Here is a 21,563-nt window from a genome sequence, read left to right as displayed (position 1 = left end):
AACCTGTTGCACGTGTGGAAACGTGTGTACGGCGGGTCGCCCGGTTGCGAACATTGCGAAATTCGTGCGGGGTAGTATTCGCAGCATGCAGAAGCTCTTCGTCGGTGCGCGCATCAAGCGCCTGCGGGACGAGCGCGGGCTGACGCAGACCGCGCTGGCGAAGGTGCTCGGCCTGTCGGTCAGCTACGTCAACCAACTCGAGAACGACCAGCGCCCGCTGTCCGTGCCGGTGCTCCTCAAGTTGAACTCGACCTTCGACCTCGACGTCGGGTTCTTCGCGGCGGAGTCGGATGCCCGTCTCGTCGCAGACCTGCAGGACGCCCTGGCCGACGGCGGTACCGGGGCGGCGGTGACTCCCGGCGAAGTGGAGGACCTGGTGGCGCGGTCGCCCGGGGTCGCACGGACGATGGTCGCCCTGCACCGCCGACTGCGCGGAGCGACGGAGCAGGTGGAGCGGCTGTCGTCCGGCGTCACCGCCGGCGCCGGCGGAGCGGTCGCCACACCGTACGAGGATGTGCGGGACTTCTTCTACGACCACCGCAACCACATCGCCGAACTGGACGACGCCGCGGAGGAGCTCTTCATCAGTCGCGGTCTCGCCATCGGCGGACTCGATCTGCAGCTCGCGCGGCTGTTGCGGGATGAACACGGTGTGACGGTGCGGATTCGGGACGGGGAGCCCGACCGGCCGGGGCACCGGAGGACCTTCGATCGGGATGCCCGCGTTCTGACCCTCGCGCGACGACTCGACCACGGGCAGCGAGCGTTCCAGATCGCCACGCAGATAGCACTTCTCACGCAGTCGGAGGTCATGGACCGGATCGTCGGGGAGTCGGCGTCGTTGCCCACTCGGTCGCGCGCGCTGGCGCGGGTGGGCCTCGCGAATTACTTCGCCGGTGCGCTCGTGCTGCCGTACGAGCGATTCCTGCGCGCTGCTGAAGACCTGCGCTACGACATCGACCTGCTCGGTGTGCGTTTCGAAGTGGGGTTCGAAACCGTGTGTCATCGTCTGTCCACGTTGCAGCGATCCGGTAGACGCGGCGTCCCCTTCTTCCTCGTGCGCACCGACCGAGCGGGAAACATCTCGAAGCGGCAGTCCGCCACCGCTTTCCACTTCTCCAGGGTGGGCGGTAGTTGTCCGTTGTGGGTCGTGCACGACACCTTCGCCACGCCCGGCCGGATCCGGACCCAGGTCGCGCAGATGCCCGACGGTCGTACCTACCCGTGGGTGGCGCGGACGACGTCGGATCGCGGGTCCTCCGGATACCTGGGCCAGGGACGCGATTTCGCCGTCGGCCTCGGCTGCGACATCGCTCACGCGGATCGCCTGGTGTATTCCAGGGCCTCGCGCTCGACGATCCCGAGTCGTTCGTCCCCATCGGGGCGGGATGCAAGGTGTGCGATCGTCCCCGGTGCGCCCAGCGTGCCTTCCCGCAGCTCGGCAGAGTCATCGAGGTGGACGAGAATCGCGCCGAGCAGATCCCGTACACCTTCGCGCCCACAGCGGGCGCCGACGCGGCAGGATGACGGCAACACACGCCGTAGGGGAGGTTCGATGAACGACGACGCTGAGCGCACGGGCGCCGATGTCGAAGACGAAACCGAAGCCACCGCGGTGCCCCCGGCGTTGCCCGAGCGGTTCGGCCGGTGGTGGACGGCGCGGTACATGTTCACCGGCACCGCGGTCGGGCTGGTGTTCGTGTGGCTCTCGCTCACGCCGTCGCTACTGCCCCGTGGGCCGCTGTTCCAGAGCCTGGTGAGCGGCGGGTCCGGCGCGATCGGGTACGGCATCGGGGTGTTCGCGGTGTGGCTCGTGCGGTTCATGCGCTCGAAGGACTCCAGTCCGCAGGCCCCCGCCCGCGCGTGGTGGGCGCTGATCGCGGTCGGCGTCGTCGGCACCGTCGCAATGGTGGTCTTCTTCGACAACTGGCAGGACCAGCTCCGCGACATGATGAGCACGACGCGCCTGGGCGTCGGGGCGTACGTGCAGATCGGCGTCATGTCGATCGTCGTCCTGTACCTGCTGGTCGAGGTGGGCAAGGGCGTGCGGTGGCTGGTCCGGTGGATCGTCGGCCACCTCAACCGGGTGGCGCCGCCGCGGGTGTCCGCGGTGATCGCCGTGGCGCTCGTCGTGTTCCTCGGCATCGAGATCGTCAACGGCGTGGTGGTCCGCGGCACCATGGACGTGCTCAACTCGACCTTCGCGAAGGTCAACGACGAGGGCGGCTCGATCTCCCGGCGCCCACCAGCGGACTGCGATCCGGCGGTCCGGGCTCACAGGTGAGCTGGGCGTCCCTGGGCAAGCAGGGGCGGGTGTTCGTCTCCAACGCGCAGCCCGTGGCCCGTCTCTCCGCGTTCAACGGCGCGCCCGCGACCGAGCCGATCCGCGCCTACGCCGGCCTGGGCTCGGTCCCGGCCGATGCCGACAACGAGTACCGGGCGATCGCCGATCTCGCCGCGTCCGAACTCGAACGCACCGGCGGCCTGCAGCGCGCGGTGGTCGCCGTGGCAACGACGACCGGCACGGGCTGGATCAACGAGGCCGAGGCGGGCGGGCTGGAGTACATGTACAACGGCGACACCGCCATCGTGAGCATGCAGTACTCGTTCCTCCCCAGCTGGCTATCGTTCCTGGTCGATCAGGAGAACGCGCGCCAGGCCGGGCAGTACCTCTTCGAGGCCGTCGACAAGCGGATCAAGTCGCTGCCCGAGGGCAGCCGGCCGAAGTTGGTGGTGTTCGGCGAGAGCCTCGGCTCGTTCGGCGGGGAGGCCCCCTTCCTCTCGGCCAACAACATCCTGGCCAGGACCGACGGTGCGCTGTTCTCCGGTCCGACGTTCAACAACACGATGTGGGAGCGGGTGACCCGCGACCGGGATCCGGGCTCGCCGCAGTGGCTGCCGGTGTACCGGGGCGGCGAGAACGTCCGGTTCGCTGCGGACGCGGCTGATCTCGCGGCGCCCGCGCAGCAGTGGGGCCGCCCGCGAGTGGTGTACCTGCAGCACGCGTCGGACCCGATCGGGCGGTGGAACCCCGACATGGTGTTCAGCGAGCCCGACTGGCTCAAGGAGCGGCGCGGTCGCGACGTGCTGGCGAGTACCCGCTGGATCCCGATCGTGAGCTTCCTGCAGGTGTCCGCCGACATGGCGGTCTCCACGAACGTCCCGGACGGACACGGCCACAGCTACGTCAAGGCGGTCGCCGACGCATGGGCCGCGATCCTGGAGCCGCCCGGCTGGACGGCGGACAAGACCGCGCGCCTGCGTCCTTTGCTCAACGCCCAGACGGGAGATCCGCCCGCGTCGGCAGGACTGCCGGGGCGCTAGAGCGCACCGTCGAACCCGTTCTGCCGCCACGCCTCGTAGGCGACGATCGCGGCGCTGTTCGCGAGGTTGAGGAGCGTCGCCCGGCGAGCATGGGGATGCGCAGGGCGTCGGTGATGTGGGGGTCGGCGAGGACCTCGGGCGGCAGTCCCGTGGGCTCGGGGCCGAAGAGCAGGACGTCGCCGGGGGAGTAGGCGACCTCGTGGTGATGCCGCGTGGCGTGCGCAGTGTAGGCGTACACACGCTCCGGGGCGAGCGCGGCCCACGCGGCGGCGAGGTCGGCGTGGACGCGCACGTGGGCGAGGTCGTGGTAGTCGAGTCCGGCGCGGCGGAGCTTGGGCTCGGACAGGTCGAAGCCGAGCGGCTCCACCAGGTGCAGCTCGCATCCGGTGACCGCGGCGATGCGGATCGCGTTCCCGGTGTTCGGGGCGATCCGGGGCTCGAAGAACAGAATGCGGAACACGGGTGACGATCCTGTCACCCGTGCTCCGCATTTGCGGGACGAGGGCTGCTACCGGCCGGCGAGATCGGACACACGCTGGTCGATCTTCTTGGCCGCGCTGCGCAGCTGGAACGCCGAGAGCACCTGCGCGACGCCGATGGCGATCGCCCAGATGCCGGACACGAGCACCAGCACGCCGACCGAGAACGGCGAGGCGATGAGCACCGCGCCGCCGATCAGGCTGATGATGCCGAGGATGACCACCCAGGCGCGGTTGGGCGCCGCGCTGTCGCTGATGCCGATCGTGATCGAGGTGACGCCCGAGAATATCCAGCTGATGCCGATCCAGATGCCGAGGATCGCGACGGAGTTGATCACATCATCGCGGAAGCAGGACACGCCCAGCACCAGCGACAGGGCGCCGCTGATCACCGTGAGCACCCGGTGCTGGGTCTCTCCGAGGATGCCGGCGATCACCTGGAACGCGCCGCTGACGAGCAGGAAGACACCGAACAGGATGCCGACCACCAGCGTGGTGGGGCCGGGCCACGCCGCGATGATGGCACCGAGGATGATGGACAGGACGCCGAGTGCCAGGATCGCCTGCCAGGTCGCCTTGACGCCCTGTTGGAGGGGAGTTGGGGTTGTCATGGGTTCATTATCGGACGCGGCCCGACCGTGCGCGACTCGAACCAGCGGTAGTCGTCGCACGGAATCGTGCGGGATAGGATGACGGCCGTGACAGCTGAAGTACTGGACGGCAAGGCGACCCGCGACGAACTCTTCGAGAACTTCCGGGAGCGCGTGAGCGCCCTGCGGGCCCGTGGTGTGGCTCCCGGGCTCGGCACCGTCCTCGTCGGTGACGATCCCGGGTCGCGGTCGTACGTCAAGGGCAAGCACGCGGACTGCGCGAAGGTGGGCATCGAGTCGATCCGCCGAGACCTTCCCGCGGACATCTCGCAGGCCGAGCTCGAGGCGGTCATCGACGAACTCAATGCGGATCCCGCATGCACCGGCTACATCGTTCAGCTCCGGTTGCCGAAGCACTTGGACGAGAACGCGATCCTGGAGCGGGTCGATCCCGCCAAGGACGCGGACGGTCTGCACCCGACGAACCTCGGTCGGCTCGTGCTGGGCGCCCCGGGGCCGTTGCCGTGCACGCCGCACGGCATCGTCCACCTGCTGCGCCGGTACGGCGTTCCCATCGACGGCGCGCACGTGGTCGTGATCGGTCGCGGTGTGACAGTGGGCCGCCCCATCGGGCTGCTCCTCACGCGTCGTTCGGAGAACGCGACGGTCACCCTGTGTCACACGGGAACCCGCGATCTCGCGGCCGAGGTCCGCCGCGCCGACATCATCATCGCCGCCGCCGGCGTGCCCGGCCTCATCACCGCCGACATGGTCAAGCCCGGCGCCGCAGTGTTGGACGTGGGTGTCAGCCGCACCGCGGACGGGCTGCGCGGCGACGTCGCGGACGGCGTCGCGGAGGTGGCGGGGCACCTGTCGCCGAACCCCGGCGGGGTGGGGCCGCTCACCCGAGCGTTCCTGCTGGGCAACGTGATCGAGGCCGCGGAGCGCGACCTCGCCCGCGCGGGCGAGGCCTAGTGGCGGACGCCGCCGAGCAGTTCCGCCGCGCGCGGATCGTCCGCGCGGTGGTCGCCAACGTGGGCTTCGCGGTGGTGGTGGCGATCCTTGCGGTCGGCATGGTCCTGGTGGGGCTCGAGTACTGGCGTCGCGGCCTGTACGTCTTCGGGTTCGGAACGGGGTTGGCGGCGGCGCTGCGGGCGGTTCTCCCCGAACATCGGCAGGGCCTGCTGCGGGTCCGCAGCCGCTGGTTCGACGTGTCTGTTCTCGCCCTCGCCGCGGTGGCGATCCTGGCGGTGGCCTACGGGATCAGTTCGCTCGGCACGAAGTGATGCCTCACCTTAATCGAAATCGCAGATTCATATCGCTGTATGTAACGTTTCGGCATCGGGTACGATGTGCTGAGGTAACGGCTCGGTGAGTGACCCTGATCGGAGGTGCCCATGGCGATCTCGTCGTTCGGCGCGTCCGTGGGTCCCGGCCCGTGCACTGCGTACTGCTCGACATCGAGGACGGCCGCATCGTCGGCCAGCAGGCCCGGACCATCGATCCCGGCCCGTACCGCCTCGGTCGTCGCGGAAACCTCCTGTCCTCAGGGTTCGACCTTCTCGCGAGCCATTCGGACCGCGCGGTCGACGCCTCTGCGGTCGCCGTCCGCTCGCGGCGTGACCTTCTGTCCGTGCGCTTCGGAGCGCGCGGCGGGGTGCGGGCCGCGGGCGTGGTCCGCGAACCGGAGGCCGTGCTCCGCGCGCTCGACGAGCGGGGCACCATCGCCCGGTACGGCACGGCACTCGTCGCCGACCTCGGCGCCGGGGGAATGCGCGTGTTCACCGTGTCCGACGGTGCCGTCGCCGCCGAGCGACACACGCGCACCGTCGCCGCCGCACGGCCGGAGGGAGGCGCCGGAACCGCGCAGGGTGCCGCCGACTTCGTCCGGTCGTCCATCGCCCGCGCGTCCGCCGCGCCGGAGGCCGTCGTCCTCGTCGGCAGCGGCGCCCAACTCCCCGCGGTGCGGGAGGCGGTGTCCGACGTGGCGCGCGCCGCCGGCGCGGAGCCCGTCACCGTCGAGGATCCGGAGGGCGTCGCGGCCACCGGCGCGGCGCTGCTGGCGGCGGACCGTCGGGCTGCCGGAACCGCACCGTCATCGGTGGTGGGCAACGGAATCGGTGCCATCGGCGGCCACAGCGTCCGGCTGACCGCCGCGGCAGTGCCGCTCCTGGTCCTGGCCGCGCTGACCGGCGCCGTCCTGGCGGCGGGGTACTTCACGGGGATCATCGGCCCGGCAGGGGAGAGCACTGAGCAGGTACCCACCTCCTCGTACTCGGACACCACCGTGGCGGAGCCCACGTCGATCCTCCGCCCGGCCTCCGTGACGTCCACGCTCCCACCGGCCGAGACGAGCCTGCCGCCCACCGTCCAATCGCCGCGGGAGACCTCGCAGGACGACGGTGTGACCCCCACCATGACCACGTTCGCCCCGCCGCCGGTGGTTCCGACGACCACGCGGCCGGTGCCGACGACCACGCCGTCGCCGACTACGCGCACGCCGACATCGGAGCTCCCGACAACGATCCTGCCGTCCGTCCCGACGGGGCCCCCGTCGGTGTCGCCGTCCGGCTCGGAGACGCCCGGTGGCTCGGTGGCGCCCGGCCCGTCCGGCGGTGCAACGGCCCCGGCCGGGGGTGCACTGCCGGGGAACGGGCTGGTCGCGCCGGATCGGACGGCCGCCGGGTCGAGCTCCGGACCGTCGGCGACGGTGGGTACGAATTCCGCCACCGCGCAGGACCAGTCGGTGACGGTCGAGGGCGACGACGCGGTCGCTCAGGCCGATGCGCCGACGGTGACCGCGCCGGCCCCGTAGGGCCGTCGGCAGTGCCGTGCAGGGCAGTCAGCGGCGGGCGAGATCCAGCGTCCGGCTGAGCAATTCGGCGATTGCATCCATCTCGGTGAGGAAGCCGTCGTGCCCGTCGCGCGAGTGCACGACGACCAGCTCCGCGGTGTTCGGCAGTAAGTCGGCCAGCTCCTGCTGCAGGCGCAGCGGATAGAGCCGGTCCGAATCGATCCCGCCGACCACGACGGGCACCGTGCACGACCGCAGAGCGGCCTCGACGCCGCCGCGGCCGCGCCCGACGTCGTGATGATTGAGAACCTCGGAGAGCACCACGTAGCTGCCGGCGTCGAACCGGTCCACCAGCTTGGCGGCCTGATGGTCGAGGTACGACGTGACGGCGTAGCGGCCGCCGGCACGGGGCTCCTCGTCGTCCTGCGGGTCGTTGCGGAACCGGCTGTCGAGCTCGATCTCCGTGCGGTATGTCAGGTGCGCGATGCGGCGGGCGACGCCGAGGCCGGCCTCGGGCGCAACGCCCGTGCCGTGGTAGTCGCCGCCCTGCCAGTGCGCGTCGGCCTTGATCGCCGCGATCTGCGTCGTCTGCGTGCCGATCTGGTCGGCCGTCGCGCGGGCGCCGACGGCGAGAACCAGCGCCGAACGGACGAAGTCGCCGTACATCAGGGCCCATTCGAGGGCGCGCGCCCCGCCCATCGACCCGCCGACGACGGACGCGATGTCGTGCACGTCGAGTGCGCGCAGCAGTGCCGCCTCCGCCTCAACCTGGTCGCGCACCGTGATCGTCGGGAAGCGGGAGCCGTACGGCCGCCCGTCCGGCGCGATCGACGACGGCCCCGTCGAACCCGAGCAGCCGCCCAGCACGTTCGCCGAAACGACGCACCACTCGTCGGTGTCCACCGCGGCACCGGGGCCGATCAGGCCGTCCCACCAGCCCGCGGCGCGGTGCTCCGCGTCGGCGGGGCCGGTGACGTGCGAATCGCCCGTGAGGGCGTGCAGCGCCAGCAGCACGTTGTCGCGAGCGGCGTTGGGCGTGCCCCAGCGCTGAAAGGCGATCGTGACGTCCTCGAGGACGACGCCGGATTCGAGCACCAGCGGGCCGAGGTCGATCGCCTGCATCGCACCGTCGGGCACCCGGGCCCAGTCCCTCTCGGCACTGTCGACGGGTCGACCTGTACGGATGCTGATGGTCACCGAACCTCTCCCTCGCGCTTGCCCCCGGCACGGCGACCGGGAAACCAGGTCATCACCCGGGGCACCCCACCGCGGCGGAGGGTTGCCGGTCAGCGAGCCGGGGCTTGGCGCTGACACTCATGACCTCGTTCTGCATCATAACCGAACCGTTTCCCGTGAACGAGGTCACAGGCGAGTGGGGAACGCGGGACGGGGCCGCTGCGTTGCACCGACGCGTGGAATCCTCGACCCGCAACGCCCTCGCCGTCGGCGCCATGGCCCTCGGTGGCTTCGGCATCGGAACCACCGAGTTCGCGGCGATGGGCCTGCTGCCTGATATCGCCGCCGACCTGGGAGTCACCGAGCCCGTCGCGGGCCACGTGATCGCGGCCTACGCGCTGGGCGTCGTCGTCGGTGCGCCGTTCATCGCCGCGGCCTTCGCCCGCGTGCCGCGGCGCGCACTGCTGATCGGCCTGATGGTGGCCTTCACCGTCGGCAACGCGCTCTCGGTGTTCGCGCCGACGTACGGCACGCTCGTCGCGGCCCGCTTCCTGGCCGGCCTGCCGCACGGCGCGTTCTTCGGGGTCGCGGCCCTCGTCGCCGCGCACCTGGCCGGACCACAGGGCCGGGGCCGAGCGGTCGGTCGGGTGCTGATGGGTCTGTCGGTCGCCAATGTCGTGGGCGTCCCGCTCGTGACCTGGCTGGGGGCGGCGATGAACTGGCGGTACGCGCTGGGTGTGGTCGTCCTCATCGGCGCGGTGACCGTCATCGCGCTGCTCGCACTACTGCCGTCCGTCGACATCCCCGCGACCAACCCGCTCACCGAACTCGGCGCCCTGGCGCGCCCGCAGGTGTGGTTCGCGCTGCTGACCGGCGTCGTCGGGTTCGGCGGCATGTTCGCGGTGTACACGTACATCTCGACCACGCTGACCTCGGTATCCGGGCTGGGCGCCGGATCCGTCCCGGTGGCGCTGGCGATCTACGGCGTGGGAATGACGATCGGCAACGTCGTCGGCGGTCGCGCGGCGGACCGGTCCGTGGCGCGGTCGATCGCGGGCTCGCTCATAGCGCTGGTGGTGCTGCAGGCGCTGTTCTCGTTGTTCGCGCCGCAGCCGTTCGCGGCGGTGAGCCTGTTCTTCCTCATCGGGCTCACGGCCTCCGCGCTTGTGCCGGCGCTGCAGACCCGCCTGATGGACGTGGCGGGCGAGGCGCAGACACTGGCGGCCACCCTCAACCACTCCGCGCTGAACATCGCCAACGCGCTCGGCGCGTTCCTCGGCGGCGCGGTCATCGCGGCGGGCTGGGGGTACACGGCGCCGGCGCTCGTGGGCAGCGCCCTCGCGGTCGCGGGCCTCGCCGTGTTCGCGGTCGGGACCCTGGTGGCGCGGCGGGGCGCGCGGACGGTCGCGGAACCTGTCGGTGGCCCTCGGTAGGGTCTGGGGCCATGCGAAGGATTCTCGCGCTGTGCGCGATCGCGCTGCTCACCGTCTTCGGACTGGTGGCTTGCGGAAAGTCGTCCGCGCCCGATGCCGAACCGGTCACGTTCGGCGCGGCGGCACCGTCGAAGGCGTCGACGGTGACGGCGAAGCCCGGCCCGGCCCGCGGGACGTCGGCGGGGAAGTCCGCGGTGCCGCAGCGGGTGGCCGCCACCCTGGCGCGGATCGACGCCGGCACCTGGCCGCCGAACGACGGATCGGGAACGCAGGGCGGCCGGCACTTCGGCAACTTCGAGGGCCGGCTCCCGAAGACCGGTGCGAACGGCAGGCCGGCGAAGTACACGGAATGGGACGTCAACGTCAAGAAGCCCGGGCGCGGTCGCGACGCCGAACGCATCATCACCAGCGCCGACGGCGGCGCCTGGTACACCTTGGACCACTACGAGAGCTTCACGAGGATCCGATGAGCACCCTTCCGCAGTTCCTGGCGTCCGGCACGGGCGCGGCCCTGACCGCCGCGGACCTCGACTCCCTCAAGGAGAGCACGCGCCCGCGGGTGCTCGTCGCGCGCGGCAGCCGCATGCGCACGAAGGCCGCACTGCTCGACGAGGTGTCCGCCGCCCTGCAGTTCCCGCTGGACTTCGGGGCCAACTGGGACGCGCTGGCGGACAGCCTCGGCGACCTGTCGTGGCTGGGCGGGCCCGCGCTCGTGGTCCTGGGCGTGGCGCAGGCGGAGCAGGTCATGGCCGATGAGGACGGTCTCGCCGTATTCGTGGAGATCCTGGGCGATCGCGGGGTGCGCGTCCTGCTCGGCGTGTCCGACGCGGCGGCCGTGCCCCGGGTGCGTTCCGAGTGGGCCGGCGCCGGCCTGACCGTGGAGGCACTCGGATGATCATCACCTCGATCAACGTCAACGGCATCCGCGCCGCGGTCAAGCAGCGCTCCGAGGAGAACCTGGGCATGTTGCCCTGGCTCCGGGAGACCGCGGCGGACGTCGTGCTCCTTCAGGAGGTGCGCGCCACGCATAAGCAGACCCTCGCGGCCCTCGCTCCCGCGCTCGAGGAGGGCTGGCACCGGCCGCCGCGGAGTCGTCCACAGCAGGTCGCAATGGCGTCGCCGTCCTGTCCCGGCGTGAGCCGGATGCGGTGCGGATCGGCTTCGGCAGCGCGGAGTTCGATCCCGCCGGCCGGTACATCGAGGCGGACTTCGGCGGTTTCACGGCGGCGTCGCTGTACCTCCCGTCGGGGGACGTGGGCACCGATCGGCAGGACGAGAAGGACCGGTTCCGTGCGGAGTTCGGTGCCTACCTGGCGAAGCTCGGCCGCCGGCGCCGCGAGGTGGTGGTGTGCGGTGACTGGAACATCGGGCACACCGAGCTGGACATCAAGAACTGGAAGGGCAACGTCAAGAACTCGGGTTTCCTCCCCGAGGAGCGGGCGTGGATGAGCGAGTTCATCGGCGAGGGGCGTGCGTTCAAGGACGTGGTGCGCGAACTGCATCCCGGCGAGCCGGGCCCGTACGCCTGGTGGTCGTGGCGGGGCAAGGCCTTCGACAACGACTCGGGCTGGCGCATCGACCTGCAGGTCGCGAACAACGCGCTCGCCAAGCGCGCGTCGACGGCGCGGGTCGAGCGCGCCGCCGCCTACAACCTGCGCTGGTCGGACCACGCGCCCGTCACCGTGGAGTACGCGGACTAGATACGGAGGAGACGGGGCCGCATCGCGCTCGATAGACTCGCTCCCCGTGACCGGAACCGCACCCACCCCCGTGAAGCGGCAGCGCGCGCTGTCGGGCATCCAGCCGACCTCGGACTCGTTCCACCTCGGCAACTACCTGGGCGCGGTGCGGCAGTGGGTGCAGCTGCAGGACGAGTTCGAGACGTTCTACTTCATCCCGAACATGCACGGCATCACCACGCCGCACGACCCGAAGGCGCTGCGCGAGCGCACCGTCTTCGCCGCGGCGCAGCTGCTCGCGCTCGGTGTGGACCCCGCCCGGTCGACGATGTTCGTGCAGTCGCAGATCCCCGAGCACGCGGAACTGACCTGGGTGCTCAGCTGCATCACCGGGTTCGGCGAGGCAAGCCGGATGACGCAGTTCAAGGACAAGTCGGCGAAGAACGGCACCGACAGCTCGTCGGTGGGCCTGTTCACCTACCCGATCCTCATGGCCGCCGACATCCTGCTCTACCGCCCGCAGCTCGTGCCGGTGGGCGAGGACCAGCGCCAGCATCTCGAGCTCACCCGGAACCTGGCGCAGCGCTTCAACACCCGGTTCAAGAAGACCTTCGTGGTGCCCGAGGCGTACATCGTCGCCGATACCGCCAAGATCTACGACCTGCAGAACCCCACCGCCAAGATGAGCAAGTCGGCGGAGTCCGACGCGGGCCTGATCAGCATCCTCGACGACCCGAAGGTGATCGCGAAGCGGGTCAGGTCGGCGGTCACCGACACCGAGCGGGAGATCCGGTTCGACCGCGAGAACAAGCCGGGCGTGTCGAACCTGCTCACCATCGAGTCGGCGTTCACCGGCACCCCGATCGCCGACCTCGAGGTCAAGTACGAGGGTAAGGGCTACGGCGACCTGAAAGGCGAGGTCGCGGACGTTCTGGTCGAGTTCGCGACGCCGCTGCGGGCCGCGGTGAAGGGCTACCTCGACGACCGCGCCGAGCTGGACAAGGTGCTGGCGTCCGGCCGCGAGCGGGCCCGCGAGATCGCTTCGCGGACCCTCGCCGACGTCTACGACAGGGTAGGGTTCCTGGCGCCGTAGCGACTGCACTGCCGCGAACCGCAGGAGGGCGATCGAGAATGCTTCAGAAGTACCGCGAGCGCTGGCCCTGGTTCGACCACCTCGTGGCCGCAGCCATGAGGTACCAGGCCAAGAAGGGCGACTACTTCGGTGCCGGGATCACGTACTTCAGTGTGTTCGCGCTGTTCCCGCTCATCATGGTCGCGTTCGCGATCGGCGGCTACATCCTGGCGGGCAACGCCGAACTGCTCGACGACATCAAGGAGAAGATCGCGGGCGCGGTGAGCGACCAGTCCGTGCGCGATTCCATCAACCAGCTGATCGACCAGGCGATCGACTCCCGCGGCACGGTCGGCGTCATCGGCCTCGCCGGCGCGCTGTGGGCCGGCCTCGGGTGGATGGCGAATGTGCGCGCGGGGCTCACCGAGATGTGGGACAGCGAGGTCCCGGAGAGCAACTTCGTCAAGACCAAGCTCGGCGATCTGGGGGCGCTGGCCGGGCTGTTCGTCGCGCTCGTCGCGTGCGTCGCGCTCATGGCCGCGGGGAGCAGCCCGCTCACGGGCACGCTGCTCGCCGCGGTCGGTCTCGACCACGCACCGGGCCTGCACTTCCTCATCAGCGGCGCCACCCTGCTGATCTCCCTGCTCGCCATGTGGGTGCTGTGGACGTTCGTGATCGCGCGGCTGCCGCGAGTGCAGTTCCCGTGGCGCAACGCGGCGCGCGCCGGGCTGCTCACCGCGGTGGCCTTCACGATCCTGACCCAGCTGGCGACTCTGCTCATCGGGTCGGTGATGAAGGCCCGCGGGCGCCACGTTCGGCCCGATCCTCGGCATCATGCTGTTCATCTACTTCACCGCCCGGATCGTGCTGTTCGCGACCGCGTGGGCCGCGACCGACCCGCGCAACCAGCGCTACGTGATTCCGGCGGCGCCGGACCCGGTGGTCATCTCCCCGGTCGTCCGGCAGGAGTCGGACCCGGGGCGGGCCGCAGTCGCAGGTGCCGCGGGCCTGATCGCGGGCGTCGGCATCGGCTCGCTCCTGCGCCGCAGGCGCTGATTCAGGCCTCGACAGTGGCGCTCTCGCGCGGCAACGTCTCGCCGCGGAAGAACCCGGGGCGCGTGGCCGCGCACGCGAGCATCAACGGCACGCCCAGCACCAGCATGCCGATGCCGATCACGAAGACCCCGCCGATACCGCCGATCACGGTCTCGCCGTAGTCCGGCGCAACCATGTCGATCGCGCTCCGGCAGAACGCCCAGATCATCGCGATCCCGCCCAGAACCGGGAAGATCAACCGCAGCACCAGGTTCCGTAGCGACCGCCGCACGGTCCGCCGGAAGTGCCAGGCGCAGGCGAAGGCGGTGACCGCGTAGTAGAACGCCACCGCGAGGCCCAGCGAGCTGATCGAATCCTCGAGCGTGTTCCGGCTCAGCAGCGCGAGTACGAGGTAGAACACCAGCGCCGACGCCCCCATCATCACCGTGCCGAACGACGGCGTCAGGTACTTCGGTTGCACCCTCGCGAACCGTTCGGGGACGGCCCGGTACACCGCCATCGCGAGGGTGCCGCGGGCGGTGGGGAGCACCGTCGACTGGGTGGAGCTGAGCGCCGAGAGCGCGACGGTGAGAACCAGCAGGCCGGACAGCACCGCCCCGCCCACGGGCTCGCCGAGCACCGTCAGGACGTCGTCGTGGTTGTCGGGGTTGCCCAGTCCCAGCCCCTCGGAACCGAATCCGGAGTAGGCCTGGACTGCGATCGCGACCAGGACGTACGTGCTCATGAGCACCACGGTGGCGAGGACGGCCGCCCGGCCGGGCGTGGACGACGACTCCTTCGTCTCCTCGCCGACCGCCAGGCACGCGTCCCAACCCCAGTACAGGAAGATGCACAGGATGACGGCCGCGGCCACCTGGGACGAGTTCAGCCCGGTGGGGTCCAGCCAATCCCAGCTCGGCCGGACCGCCTGCGGCCCCGCGTCGTCCGCGTACACCGACCACAGTGCGGCGGCCGCCGCGAGCGCGAGCACGGCGAACTGGATCGACATGAGCACGTTCTGCATTCGCTCGGAGACCACGATGCCGCGGTACGATACCCAGGTCATCGCGACGATCAGCAGGCAGCCGAACCCGACCACCGCGACGCGGTCGTCCGCCACCGACCCCAGCCCGGCGAAGCGCAGCAGGTAGGTCGCCGAGATCTCCGCGACGTTCGCCAGACAGATGATGGCGGACACGGCCAGGCCCCAGCCGCCCATCCACCCGATCCACGGACCGAAAGCCCGTGCGCCCCAGGTGAAGGTGGTGCCCGCATCCGGGGTGTCGGCCGCGAGCTCCCGGTAGGCGCAGGCCACCATGAGCATCGGCACGAACGCCACGACGAACATCGCGGGCGCCTTGCCGCCGACGTGCGCCACGACCGCGCCGAGCGTCGCGGCGAGGCTGTACGCGGGCGCCGTCGAGGACAGGCCGATGGCCATGTTGCCGAAGAGGCCCAACGAGTTCGATCGCAGGCCCTTGTCCGGGACGGCGGATGCCCGTGACGCGACCACTCACCTGCTCCGGTTCGTGCGCATCGCCGCACCGACGAGGGCCGCGATCACCGCGAGCCCGCCCAGCCCGATCAGCAGGCGGGTGCCGTTACCCATCCCCGAGGGTCCGCTCTCGACCACGGTCTCGGTCTCGCCGCCGTGCTCGCTCGCCGGCGGTGTCGCCTCGGAGGACACGAGGGTGCCGACGGACTTGCCGCGCAACGCGACTCCGTAGTCCAGCAGCCGTCGGTACTGGTCCCAGTAGGTGTTGCCGGTGTGCGAGAGGCCGAACATCTGCACGATGATGTAGCGGTGGCCGTCGCGGTCGACGGCTCCCACGAACGTCTTCTTCGCATCGTCGGTGTAGCCGTTCTTCCCGGCCACGGCGCCGGGGAAGTCGGTGAGCAGGCGATTCTCGTTGACGATCGGGTACGGCGCCACCGACGTGGGCGACGGCGGCGGGCTCGCGCCCGGCGGCAGCGGAGTGGCCGGCGCCGTGGTCGGGACCGGCGGGTGCCCGGGGAAGGTGATCCGCCGGGTGGACGCGATCTCGACGAACCGCTTGTCCTGCAGCGCGGCCCGTAGGATCAGCGCCATGTCGTACGGGCTCGAGCTCATCCCCGGACCGTCCAGTCCGGAGGGCGTCGCGGCCCGGGTATCGCGCGCACCGAGCGAGGCGGCGAGCTTGTTCATCTTGCGCACCGCCTCGTCCACGCCGCCGAGCTGCCGGGCCAGCGCGTGCGCGGTGTCGTTGCCCGAGATCAGCAGGAGTCCCTCGAGCAGGTCCTTGACGGTGTACCGCCCGCCGGGTGCCACGCCCGCGGCGTCCCCTTCCTGCCCGTCGTCCTCGGCGGTGCCCTCGACGACGGTGTCCAGGTCGAGATCGCGCAGCGCGACCTGTGCCAGCAGCAGTTTGATCGTGCTCGCGGGGCGGTACCGCCCGTGCGGATCCTTCGCCGCGACGACGGCGCCGTCCGTCGCGTCGGCCACGAGCCAGCCGGCCGAGTCGATGCCGGGCGGGACGGGCGGCGCACCGTCGGGCACGACGAGGCCGCACCCGCTCAGCTTCTCGCCCCCGACCGGCGGGTCCGGGACGGGCAGCGGCGACGGTGCCGGTTGCCCCGGCTTCGGGACCTCCGATGCGTCGACGGCGGGCGGCGGCACCTGCTTGTGCGGGCAGGCGTCGGTGACCAGGGTCTTCACGGCCGGTCCGGGGGTGGGTGACGGTGCCGGGACCGGCGTCGCGGCGGCCGGGGCGACGAGGGCGCCGAGGAGGCCGACCGTCGCGATCGTCCGGCCGGCGGCGGAGAGGGTGCGCGCGATCATCGGGGCTCATGCTAGTCCGATACGGTGGCGATATGACGGAGCTGGACGGTCGGGTGCGCTGTTCGGGTTTCGCCGACGAGCCGCTCCCCGGCACAGCTGCCACCGAGACCGGCTGGCTGTGCATCGAGAACGACGGCGGCTGGGGGCGCGACCCGTTCTCGGGCGAGACGTTCACCCCGGAGGCGGGCGCCGCGATCGAGGCGTTCGCGAAGGCCCGGGGATTGCGGGTGCTGCTGATCCGCCGGCCCGGTCGCGCCGGCGGCTTCCGCGCACGGATGCGGGTGTTCGTCGCGACCTCGGTGGTGGGGGAGGCCACGCTGCGGATGTTCACGGTGGCCGATTACGCGGAGGTCCCCGGACTGCCCGTGGACGACCCCGCGGCCGGGGAACCCGCGGAGCCGATCGCGCTGGTGTGCACCAACGGCAAGCGGGACGTGTGCTGCGCGGTGCTCGGGCGCCCCATCGCCGCGTCGCTCGCCGGTTGCTACGCCGACCCGGCGGTCTGGGAGTGCTCGCACACCGGCGGGCACCGGTTCGCGCCCGTCCTGATCGTGCTGCCCACCGGGTACACCTACGGCCGGATGACGGGCGCGCTCGCCAAGGAGGCGTTGGACGCGGCGCGCGCCGGCGTCGTGTCGACCGGCGGGCTGCGCGGGCGCTCGTCGACCCCGCCCGCCGAACAGGCCGCCGAGGTCGCGGTGCGGGAGGTGATCGGTCCGGCCGGGCCCGACGTCCTGCGCACCGAGTCCGACGGTGCCGGCCGGGACGGCGCCGCCGTCACCGTCCGGCACGAGGACGGCCGGGCCTGGGCGATGACGGTGACTCCGCAGGATCTGCCACCACGGCCGGCGTCGTGCGGGAAGCCGCCGGCTGCGGCGCGCGCGTGGCGCGTGTCCGGCCTCCAAGCGGACGAAAACTGACACCAATACCCACGAGACTCGTGGGTATGACTGAGACGACACCGGAACCGGGCTCCTACGACGACCCGGAGATGCCCTGGAACACGCTGACCGAGGAGACCATCGGCGACTGGAACCGGAACGTGATCGCCGAGTTCCGGGCGAACGACGGGGTCGTCGGAGGCGCCTACGAGGGCGGCGCGATGATCCTGCTCACCACGACCGGGGCGCGCTCCGGCCGACCGCACACGGTCCCGCTGGGCCCGCTGTTCCGCGGCGAGCAGATGTACGTGAGTTCGTTCATCGAGAAGGCCTATCCGGCGTGGTGGCACAACGTCCGGAAGAACCCGGCCGTCACGATCGAGATCGGTGCGCGGACGGTCGCGGCGATCGCGCGGGTGCTCGAGGGCGACGAATACGCGGAGTTCGCCGCCTGGGCGCTCGCGGACAACCCCGACCTCGCGGCTTTCCAGGCCACCGTCGACCGGCCGATCCCGCTGGTGACTCTCACGCCTCAGTGATGTGGGTGTCATCACAGGGCGGTTCGTCCGGGTTCGGGCTGACTCCCCCGATTCGAATATTCCATACGGAGTAATAGGGGAGTAGCGTGGCCTCCGGGCGCGACGATCGGAGGTGGCTGTGGGACGGGCGTTGAGTCCGCTGGCGATCGCGGCGCTGGCGCTGCTGATCGAGCGGGACATGCACCCCTACGAGATGTTCACCACCATGGTGGAACGGCACGAGGAGCTCGTGGTCAAGCTCCGCGCGGGTTCGCTCTACCACGCCGTGAAGCGCCTGGCGGACGATGCGCTCGTCGTCGCGGTGGGGACCGAGCGCGACGGGAACCGCCCCGAGCGGACCACCTACGCGATCACGGAGCGGGGGCGGGAGCGGTTGCGGTCCACCGTCGCCGGGATGCTGGCCGGCCCGACCGAGGAGTACCCGCAGTTCCCGCTCGCGATCGCCGAGGCGCACAACCTCGACCGGGGCCTGGTGCTCGACCTGCTCCGGTCGCGGCTGGCGCAGCTCGAGGCGCAACTGGTCGCGATGCGCGACGGGCTGGCCCGGCTCTCGGACGGACCGCCGAGATGTACCTGCTGGACCTCGACTACCTGATCGCCATGCGCACTGCCGAGGCCGACTGGCTGCGGCGCACCGTCGGGCGGCTCGACGACGGAACTCTGACCTGGAAGGTGACCGACGATGGCGAATGACGCCACCACCACGCAGACGTACGACCCGGGCGCGCTGCCCGGCCTGCCCTCGGGCTACCGGCCGTGGCCGGCGCTCTGGGCGCTCGTCGTGGGCTTCTTCATGATCCTCGTGGACTCGACGATCGTCTCGGTGGCGACCGATGCGATCTGGATCGACCTCACGAAGGGCACCGACCTCAACGGCGTCATCTGGGTCACCAGCGGCTACCTGCTGGCGTACGTGGTGCCACTGCTGCTGGCGGGCCGCCTGGGCGACATGTTCGGACCCAAGCGACTGTACTTGCTGGGCCTGACGATCTTCACGCTGTCCTCGGCGTGGTGCGGGCTCTCGGGCACGATCGGCATGCTGATCGCCGCCCGCGTGGTGCAGGGCATCGGTGCGGCGCTGATGACGCCGCAGACGATGGCCGTCATCACCCGCACCTTCCCGCCGAACAAGCGCGGCACCGCGATGGCCCTGTGGGGCTCGGTGGCCGGCGTCGCGATCCTCGTCGGCCCGCTGGCCGGCGGTGTGCTCGTCGACCAGTTCGGTTGGGAGTGGGTGTTCTTCGTCAACGTTCCCGTGGGCATCGTCGCGTTCATCGCAGCGGTGATCCTGGTGCCGAACCTGCCGACCCACAAGCACCGGCTGGACTTCCCCGGCATCGCGCTCAGCGCCGCCGGATTGTTCCTCGTGACCTTCGGCCTGCAGGAGGGGCAGAAGGAGGACTGGTCGACCGGGATCTGGGCGATGATCGGCGGCGGCGTGGTGCTGCTCGTGGTGTTCGTGTGGTGGCAGTCCCGGGCCGCCGAGCCGTTGATGTCGCTGTCGCTGTTCAAGGACCGCAACTTCACGCTCTCCAACGCCGCGATCGCGTGCATGGGCTTCTCCGTGACCGGCATGGCGATCCCGTTGATGCTGTTCGCGCAGAAGTCGATGGGGCTCACACCGACCCGGTCGGCGCTCCTGCTGATCCCGCTCGCGGTGCTCTCCGGGGCGCTGGCGGCACCGTCGGGCAAGTTGGCCGACAGGGTGCACCCGCGCTACCTCACGGGATTCGGCTTCGCCGCCAACGCGATCGCGCTGTTCTGGCTCGCGTTCGTGGCGCACGACACCACGCCCGTGATCGGGATCCTCGCCCCGATCGGCCTGATGGGCATCGGCAACGCGTTCATCTGGGGGCCGCTGGCCGCCACCGCGAACCGGAACCTGCCGCTGCAGTTGGCGGGCGCGGGCTCGGGTGTGTACAACATGACCCGCCAGGTGGGCGCGGTGCTCGGCAGCGCAGCGGTGGGCGTGCTCATGCAGCATCAGGTCGCGGCGAAGTTCGAGGCCGCCACCGGGCACGCGCAGAGCGGTGGCGGCGGTGCGATGGCCACCGGTGCACTGCCGGAGTTCCTGCGCGGGCCCTTCGCCGACGCCATGGGCTCGACGATCGTCCTGCCTGCGGCGGCCCTGGTGGTCGCGTTCGTCCTGGTGCAGTTCTTCGCCACGCCGACGCACCAGAAGGCAGCCGCGTAGCGGGTTCCCGGGCCGCCGGCCGGGCTACGAGCCCGGTACGAGCAGATCGCGCAGGCGCGTGAGGTGGGCCGTCCACGCGGCCCCGGTCGGCAGGCTCGACGGTGCCGCCGCGGCCAGCTGGGCATGGCCGAGGTACAGCGCGACCGCGGCCACGGCGGCGCTCCGGGCGGCGGCCTCATCCAGCCCCGCGGCGCGGTACAGCTGCTCGACGTGGGCGACGCGGCGTTCGGTCACCCGGGCGACCGCCGCGCCCACGCTCGGGTCGTCGACGGCGGCGAGCAGCGCGAGTTCCAGTGGGTCGCCGATGGTGGCGAACACCGCGTGCAGCAGGTCGGTGATGCGTTCGGCCGCGGCCGGGGCCTCCGCGGTCGCGGCGATCACCGCGTCGGTGTGCGCTTGCTCCCAGGCCCGCATCGTGCGGTCCAGCAGCGCGCGCCGGTTTTCGAAGTGCCAGTAGAAACTGCCCTTCGTGGCGCCGAGGCGCTTGGCGAGCGGCTCGACCGCCGCGGCATCGACGCCGCCCTCCGCGATGGCCGCCAGCGCGGCCGCGGTCCAGTCGTCCGCGGTGAGTCGCCGTCGAGGGATGGATCCGTCCATGGGCATACGGTACCGTATGGAAACCATACGCAACCGTACGGAGGTGTTCTGTGGTCGGCCGGATCCACAACGTGCACGAACGAGTCGTCGCGGCACCGCCCGATGCGCTCGCCCCGCTCCTCGACGCACTCGGCGGGACCGAGGACGTCCTGTGGCCGGCGCCGGCGTGGGAGCCGATGATCCTCGACGGTCCGCCCGTCGCCGGGGCCGACGGCGGCCACGGGCCCATCCGCTACCGGGTGGTCGAAGCGGAGCGCGGGCGACGGATCCGGTTCGAGTTCCACTCCACGCCGGGGATCGAGGGGTACCACGAGATCTCGGTGGAGGACGCTGCGGGCGGGGCGACCTTGATCCGCCACGTGCTCGACTGCCGGGCCCACGGCCGGATGCGGCTCGTCGGTCCCGTGCTCCTCGAGCCCCTGCACGACGCCGTGCTCGAGGACCTGCTCGACAACGCCGAGCGGGGCACCACCGGCGCCGTGTCGCGGCCCGCGCGCTGGTCGCGGTGGGTGCGCCTGCTGCGCGTCCTCGACCGGCCCGCGGTGCACGCGGTCGGCGTCCCCGGCGGCGCAGTGCTCGCCCGACGGGCCCTCGCGGACCAGGCGGAGAGCTCCGGAGCGCTCGTGGACGCCTTCGCGGTCCCGGTGTGGCGGGGCTGCCCGTCGACCCGCAGTACTGGGCCGACGCGATCTTCCGGGACCCACCCCGGTGGGTGCGTGCGGCGTTCGCGGTGCGCGGGGTCGTGGCGCGGTTGTGCGGACTCGGCGGCGAGGAATCGGCGGGCGGCTTCGCGACGCGGGAGCGGACGGCGAACGAGGTTCTGCTGGGCGCGGATCCGGAGCACCTGCGGTTCCGGGCCTCGGTCCTCGTGGCGGACGGTGCCGTGACCCTGACGACGGTCGCGGCACCGTCGAACGCGACGGGCCGGAGGTATCTGGCGGTGGTGCGGCGC

17 protein-coding genes, 6 pseudogenes and 1 riboswitch are annotated in these 21,563 nt (G+C 71.2%); of the genes and pseudogenes, 17 read left to right on the top strand and 6 right to left on the bottom strand.

All coding sequences use genetic code 11. The annotated features are described in order from the left end of the window. Positions 1 to 85 precede the first annotated feature (85 nt). Positions 86 to 1,527 (top strand): annotated as a pseudogene (locus tag MTP03_RS17635) (short-chain fatty acyl-CoA regulator family protein). A gap of 28 nt (positions 1,528 to 1,555) precedes the next feature. After that, a pseudogene (locus MTP03_RS17630) lies at positions 1,556 to 3,324 on the top strand (alpha/beta hydrolase). On the opposite strand, the pseudogene MTP03_RS17625 reads toward MTP03_RS17630, so the two are convergent. Then, positions 3,321 to 3,784 (bottom strand): annotated as a pseudogene (locus MTP03_RS17625) (tRNA (cytidine(34)-2'-O)-methyltransferase). The pseudogenes MTP03_RS17630 and MTP03_RS17625 sit on opposite strands and share 4 nt — an antisense overlap. 48 nt (positions 3,785 to 3,832) lie before the next feature. Continuing rightward, positions 3,833 to 4,414 carry an HdeD family acid-resistance protein gene (locus tag MTP03_RS17620; RefSeq protein ID WP_248489332.1) on the bottom strand — a complete coding sequence of 194 codons (582 nt, stop codon included), beginning with the start codon at positions 4,412 to 4,414 and terminating at the stop codon, positions 3,833 to 3,835. Between the two features lie 87 nt (positions 4,415 to 4,501). Here MTP03_RS17620 and MTP03_RS17615 point away from each other — a divergent pair, with 87 nt between their 5' ends. From MTP03_RS17615 to MTP03_RS17605, 3 genes are all read left to right on the top strand, one after another. Next, positions 4,502 to 5,368, top strand: a complete 867-nt coding sequence (locus tag MTP03_RS17615; protein ID WP_248489331.1) for a bifunctional methylenetetrahydrofolate dehydrogenase/methenyltetrahydrofolate cyclohydrolase — start codon at positions 4,502 to 4,504, stop codon at positions 5,366 to 5,368. Beyond that, positions 5,368 to 5,679 carry a DUF3017 domain-containing protein gene (locus MTP03_RS17610; RefSeq protein WP_248489330.1) on the top strand — a complete coding sequence of 104 codons (312 nt, stop codon included), beginning with the start codon at positions 5,368 to 5,370 and terminating at the stop codon, positions 5,677 to 5,679. The genes MTP03_RS17615 and MTP03_RS17610 overlap by 1 nt, the downstream gene beginning before the upstream one ends. Before the next feature lie 152 nt (positions 5,680 to 5,831). Beyond that, positions 5,832 to 7,208, top strand: a complete 1,377-nt coding sequence (locus tag MTP03_RS17605) for a hypothetical protein (RefSeq protein ID WP_248489329.1) — start codon at positions 5,832 to 5,834, stop codon at positions 7,206 to 7,208. Positions 7,209 to 7,235: 27 nt separating this feature from the next. On the opposite strand, the gene MTP03_RS17600 is transcribed toward MTP03_RS17605, so the two are convergent. Then, positions 7,236 to 8,378 carry a homoserine O-acetyltransferase gene (locus MTP03_RS17600; protein ID WP_371820990.1) on the bottom strand — a complete coding sequence of 381 codons (1,143 nt, stop codon included), beginning with the start codon at positions 8,376 to 8,378 and terminating at the stop codon, positions 7,236 to 7,238. Positions 8,379 to 8,393: 15 nt separating this feature from the next. Next, positions 8,394 to 8,509, bottom strand: a riboswitch (SAM riboswitch). A gap of 30 nt (positions 8,510 to 8,539) precedes the next feature. On the opposite strand from MTP03_RS17600, the gene MTP03_RS17595 reads away from it, so the two are divergent. The 6 genes and pseudogenes from MTP03_RS17595 to MTP03_RS17570 all read left to right on the top strand — a co-directional run. Further along, positions 8,540 to 9,796: an MFS transporter gene (locus MTP03_RS17595; RefSeq protein WP_248489327.1), complete on the top strand. Its 1,257-nt coding sequence runs from the start codon at positions 8,540 to 8,542 to the stop codon at positions 9,794 to 9,796. 11 nt (positions 9,797 to 9,807) lie between these two features. Further along, positions 9,808 to 10,266, top strand: coding sequence for a ribonuclease domain-containing protein (locus MTP03_RS17590; protein ID WP_248489326.1), 459 nt, complete (start codon positions 9,808 to 9,810; stop codon positions 10,264 to 10,266). Beyond that, entirely contained in the window at positions 10,263 to 10,691 is a 429-nt protein-coding gene (locus MTP03_RS17585) for a barstar family protein (RefSeq protein ID WP_248489325.1), read from the top strand. The genes MTP03_RS17590 and MTP03_RS17585 overlap by 4 nt, the downstream gene beginning before the upstream one ends. Beyond that, positions 10,688 to 11,496 (top strand): annotated as a pseudogene (locus MTP03_RS17580) (exodeoxyribonuclease III). Before MTP03_RS17585 ends, MTP03_RS17580 begins: the two are co-directional and overlap by 4 nt. Positions 11,497 to 11,542: 46 nt before the next feature. Further along, positions 11,543 to 12,568, top strand: a complete 1,026-nt coding sequence (gene trpS / locus MTP03_RS17575; protein ID WP_248489324.1) for a tryptophan--tRNA ligase — start codon at positions 11,543 to 11,545, stop codon at positions 12,566 to 12,568. Positions 12,569 to 12,606: 38 nt separating this feature from the next. Further along, positions 12,607 to 13,281 (top strand): annotated as a pseudogene (locus MTP03_RS17570) (YhjD/YihY/BrkB family envelope integrity protein); the annotation flags it as partial. 323 nt (positions 13,282 to 13,604) lie between these two features. Here MTP03_RS17570 and MTP03_RS17565 read toward each other — a convergent pair. Together MTP03_RS17565 and MTP03_RS17560 are read right to left on the bottom strand one after the other, a co-directional pair. Further along, the gene (locus MTP03_RS17565) at positions 13,605 to 15,095 is read right to left on the bottom strand and encodes an APC family permease (protein ID WP_248489323.1); all 1,491 of its coding nucleotides are present in this window, start codon (positions 15,093 to 15,095) and stop codon (positions 13,605 to 13,607) included. Then, positions 15,096 to 16,400, bottom strand: a complete 1,305-nt coding sequence (locus MTP03_RS17560) for a D-alanyl-D-alanine carboxypeptidase family protein (RefSeq protein ID WP_248489322.1) — start codon at positions 16,398 to 16,400, stop codon at positions 15,096 to 15,098. Between the two features lie 32 nt (positions 16,401 to 16,432). Between MTP03_RS17560 and MTP03_RS17555 the strand changes: the two genes are divergently transcribed. The 5 genes from MTP03_RS17555 (at position 16,433) to MTP03_RS17540 (ending at position 20,014) form a co-directional block, all read left to right on the top strand. After that, positions 16,433 to 17,320: a sucrase ferredoxin gene (locus MTP03_RS17555; protein ID WP_248489321.1), complete on the top strand. Its 888-nt coding sequence runs from the start codon at positions 16,433 to 16,435 to the stop codon at positions 17,318 to 17,320. A 26-nt stretch (positions 17,321 to 17,346) separates the two neighbouring features. Further along, complete coding sequence (locus MTP03_RS17550) at positions 17,347 to 17,820, top strand: nitroreductase/quinone reductase family protein (protein WP_248489320.1); 474 nt, start codon at positions 17,347 to 17,349, stop codon at positions 17,818 to 17,820. 112 nt (positions 17,821 to 17,932) lie between these two features. Next, positions 17,933 to 18,415, top strand: coding sequence for a PadR family transcriptional regulator (locus MTP03_RS17545; protein WP_248489319.1), 483 nt, complete (start codon positions 17,933 to 17,935; stop codon positions 18,413 to 18,415). Next, the gene (locus MTP03_RS22900) at positions 18,388 to 18,513 is read left to right on the top strand and encodes a hypothetical protein (RefSeq protein WP_256465165.1); all 126 of its coding nucleotides are present in this window, start codon (positions 18,388 to 18,390) and stop codon (positions 18,511 to 18,513) included. Before MTP03_RS17545 ends, MTP03_RS22900 begins: the two co-directional genes overlap by 28 nt. Next, complete coding sequence (locus tag MTP03_RS17540; protein WP_371820796.1) at positions 18,503 to 20,014, top strand: MFS transporter; 1,512 nt, start codon at positions 18,503 to 18,505, stop codon at positions 20,012 to 20,014. Before MTP03_RS22900 ends, MTP03_RS17540 begins: the two co-directional genes overlap by 11 nt. A gap of 24 nt (positions 20,015 to 20,038) precedes the next feature. Here MTP03_RS17540 and MTP03_RS17535 read toward each other — a convergent pair whose 3' ends face one another. Next, entirely contained in the window at positions 20,039 to 20,611 is a 573-nt protein-coding gene (locus tag MTP03_RS17535) for a TetR/AcrR family transcriptional regulator (protein ID WP_248489318.1), read from the bottom strand. Here MTP03_RS17535 and MTP03_RS17530 point away from each other — a divergent pair. Continuing rightward, positions 20,544 to 21,527, top strand: a pseudogene (locus tag MTP03_RS17530) (hypothetical protein); the annotation flags it as partial. The gene MTP03_RS17535 and the pseudogene MTP03_RS17530 overlap by 68 nt on opposite strands. Positions 21,528 to 21,563 lie beyond the last annotated feature (36 nt).

Source organism: Tsukamurella sp. PLM1, from assembly GCF_023168325.1.
Lineage (GTDB): Bacteria > Actinomycetota > Actinomycetes > Mycobacteriales > Mycobacteriaceae > Tsukamurella.
The sequence above is the reverse complement of the archived record's forward strand: the minus strand, read 5'-3'. Positions and strand labels throughout refer to the sequence as shown.

Bases quoted from the DNA above. Each gene is read 5' to 3' on its own strand.
- MTP03_RS17550 (WP_248489320.1), top strand. From the start codon at position 17,347: ATGACTGAGACGACACCGGAACCGGGCTCCTACGACGACCCGGAGATG.
- MTP03_RS17620 (WP_248489332.1), bottom strand. From the start codon at position 4,414: ATGACAACCCCAACTCCCCTCCAACAGGGCGTCAAGGCGACCTGGCAG.
- MTP03_RS22900 (WP_256465165.1), top strand. From the start codon at position 18,388: ATGTACCTGCTGGACCTCGACTACCTGATCGCCATGCGCACTGCCGAG.
- MTP03_RS17540 (WP_371820796.1), top strand. From the start codon at position 18,503: ATGGCGAATGACGCCACCACCACGCAGACGTACGACCCGGGCGCGCTG.
- MTP03_RS17535 (WP_248489318.1), bottom strand. From the start codon at position 20,611: ATGGACGGATCCATCCCTCGACGGCGACTCACCGCGGACGACTGGACC.
- MTP03_RS17585 (WP_248489325.1), top strand. From the start codon at position 10,263: ATGAGCACCCTTCCGCAGTTCCTGGCGTCCGGCACGGGCGCGGCCCTG.
- MTP03_RS17555 (WP_248489321.1), top strand. From the start codon at position 16,433: ATGACGGAGCTGGACGGTCGGGTGCGCTGTTCGGGTTTCGCCGACGAG.
- MTP03_RS17590 (WP_248489326.1), top strand. From the start codon at position 9,808: ATGCGAAGGATTCTCGCGCTGTGCGCGATCGCGCTGCTCACCGTCTTC.
- MTP03_RS17560 (WP_248489322.1), bottom strand. From the start codon at position 16,400: ATGATCGCGCGCACCCTCTCCGCCGCCGGCCGGACGATCGCGACGGTC.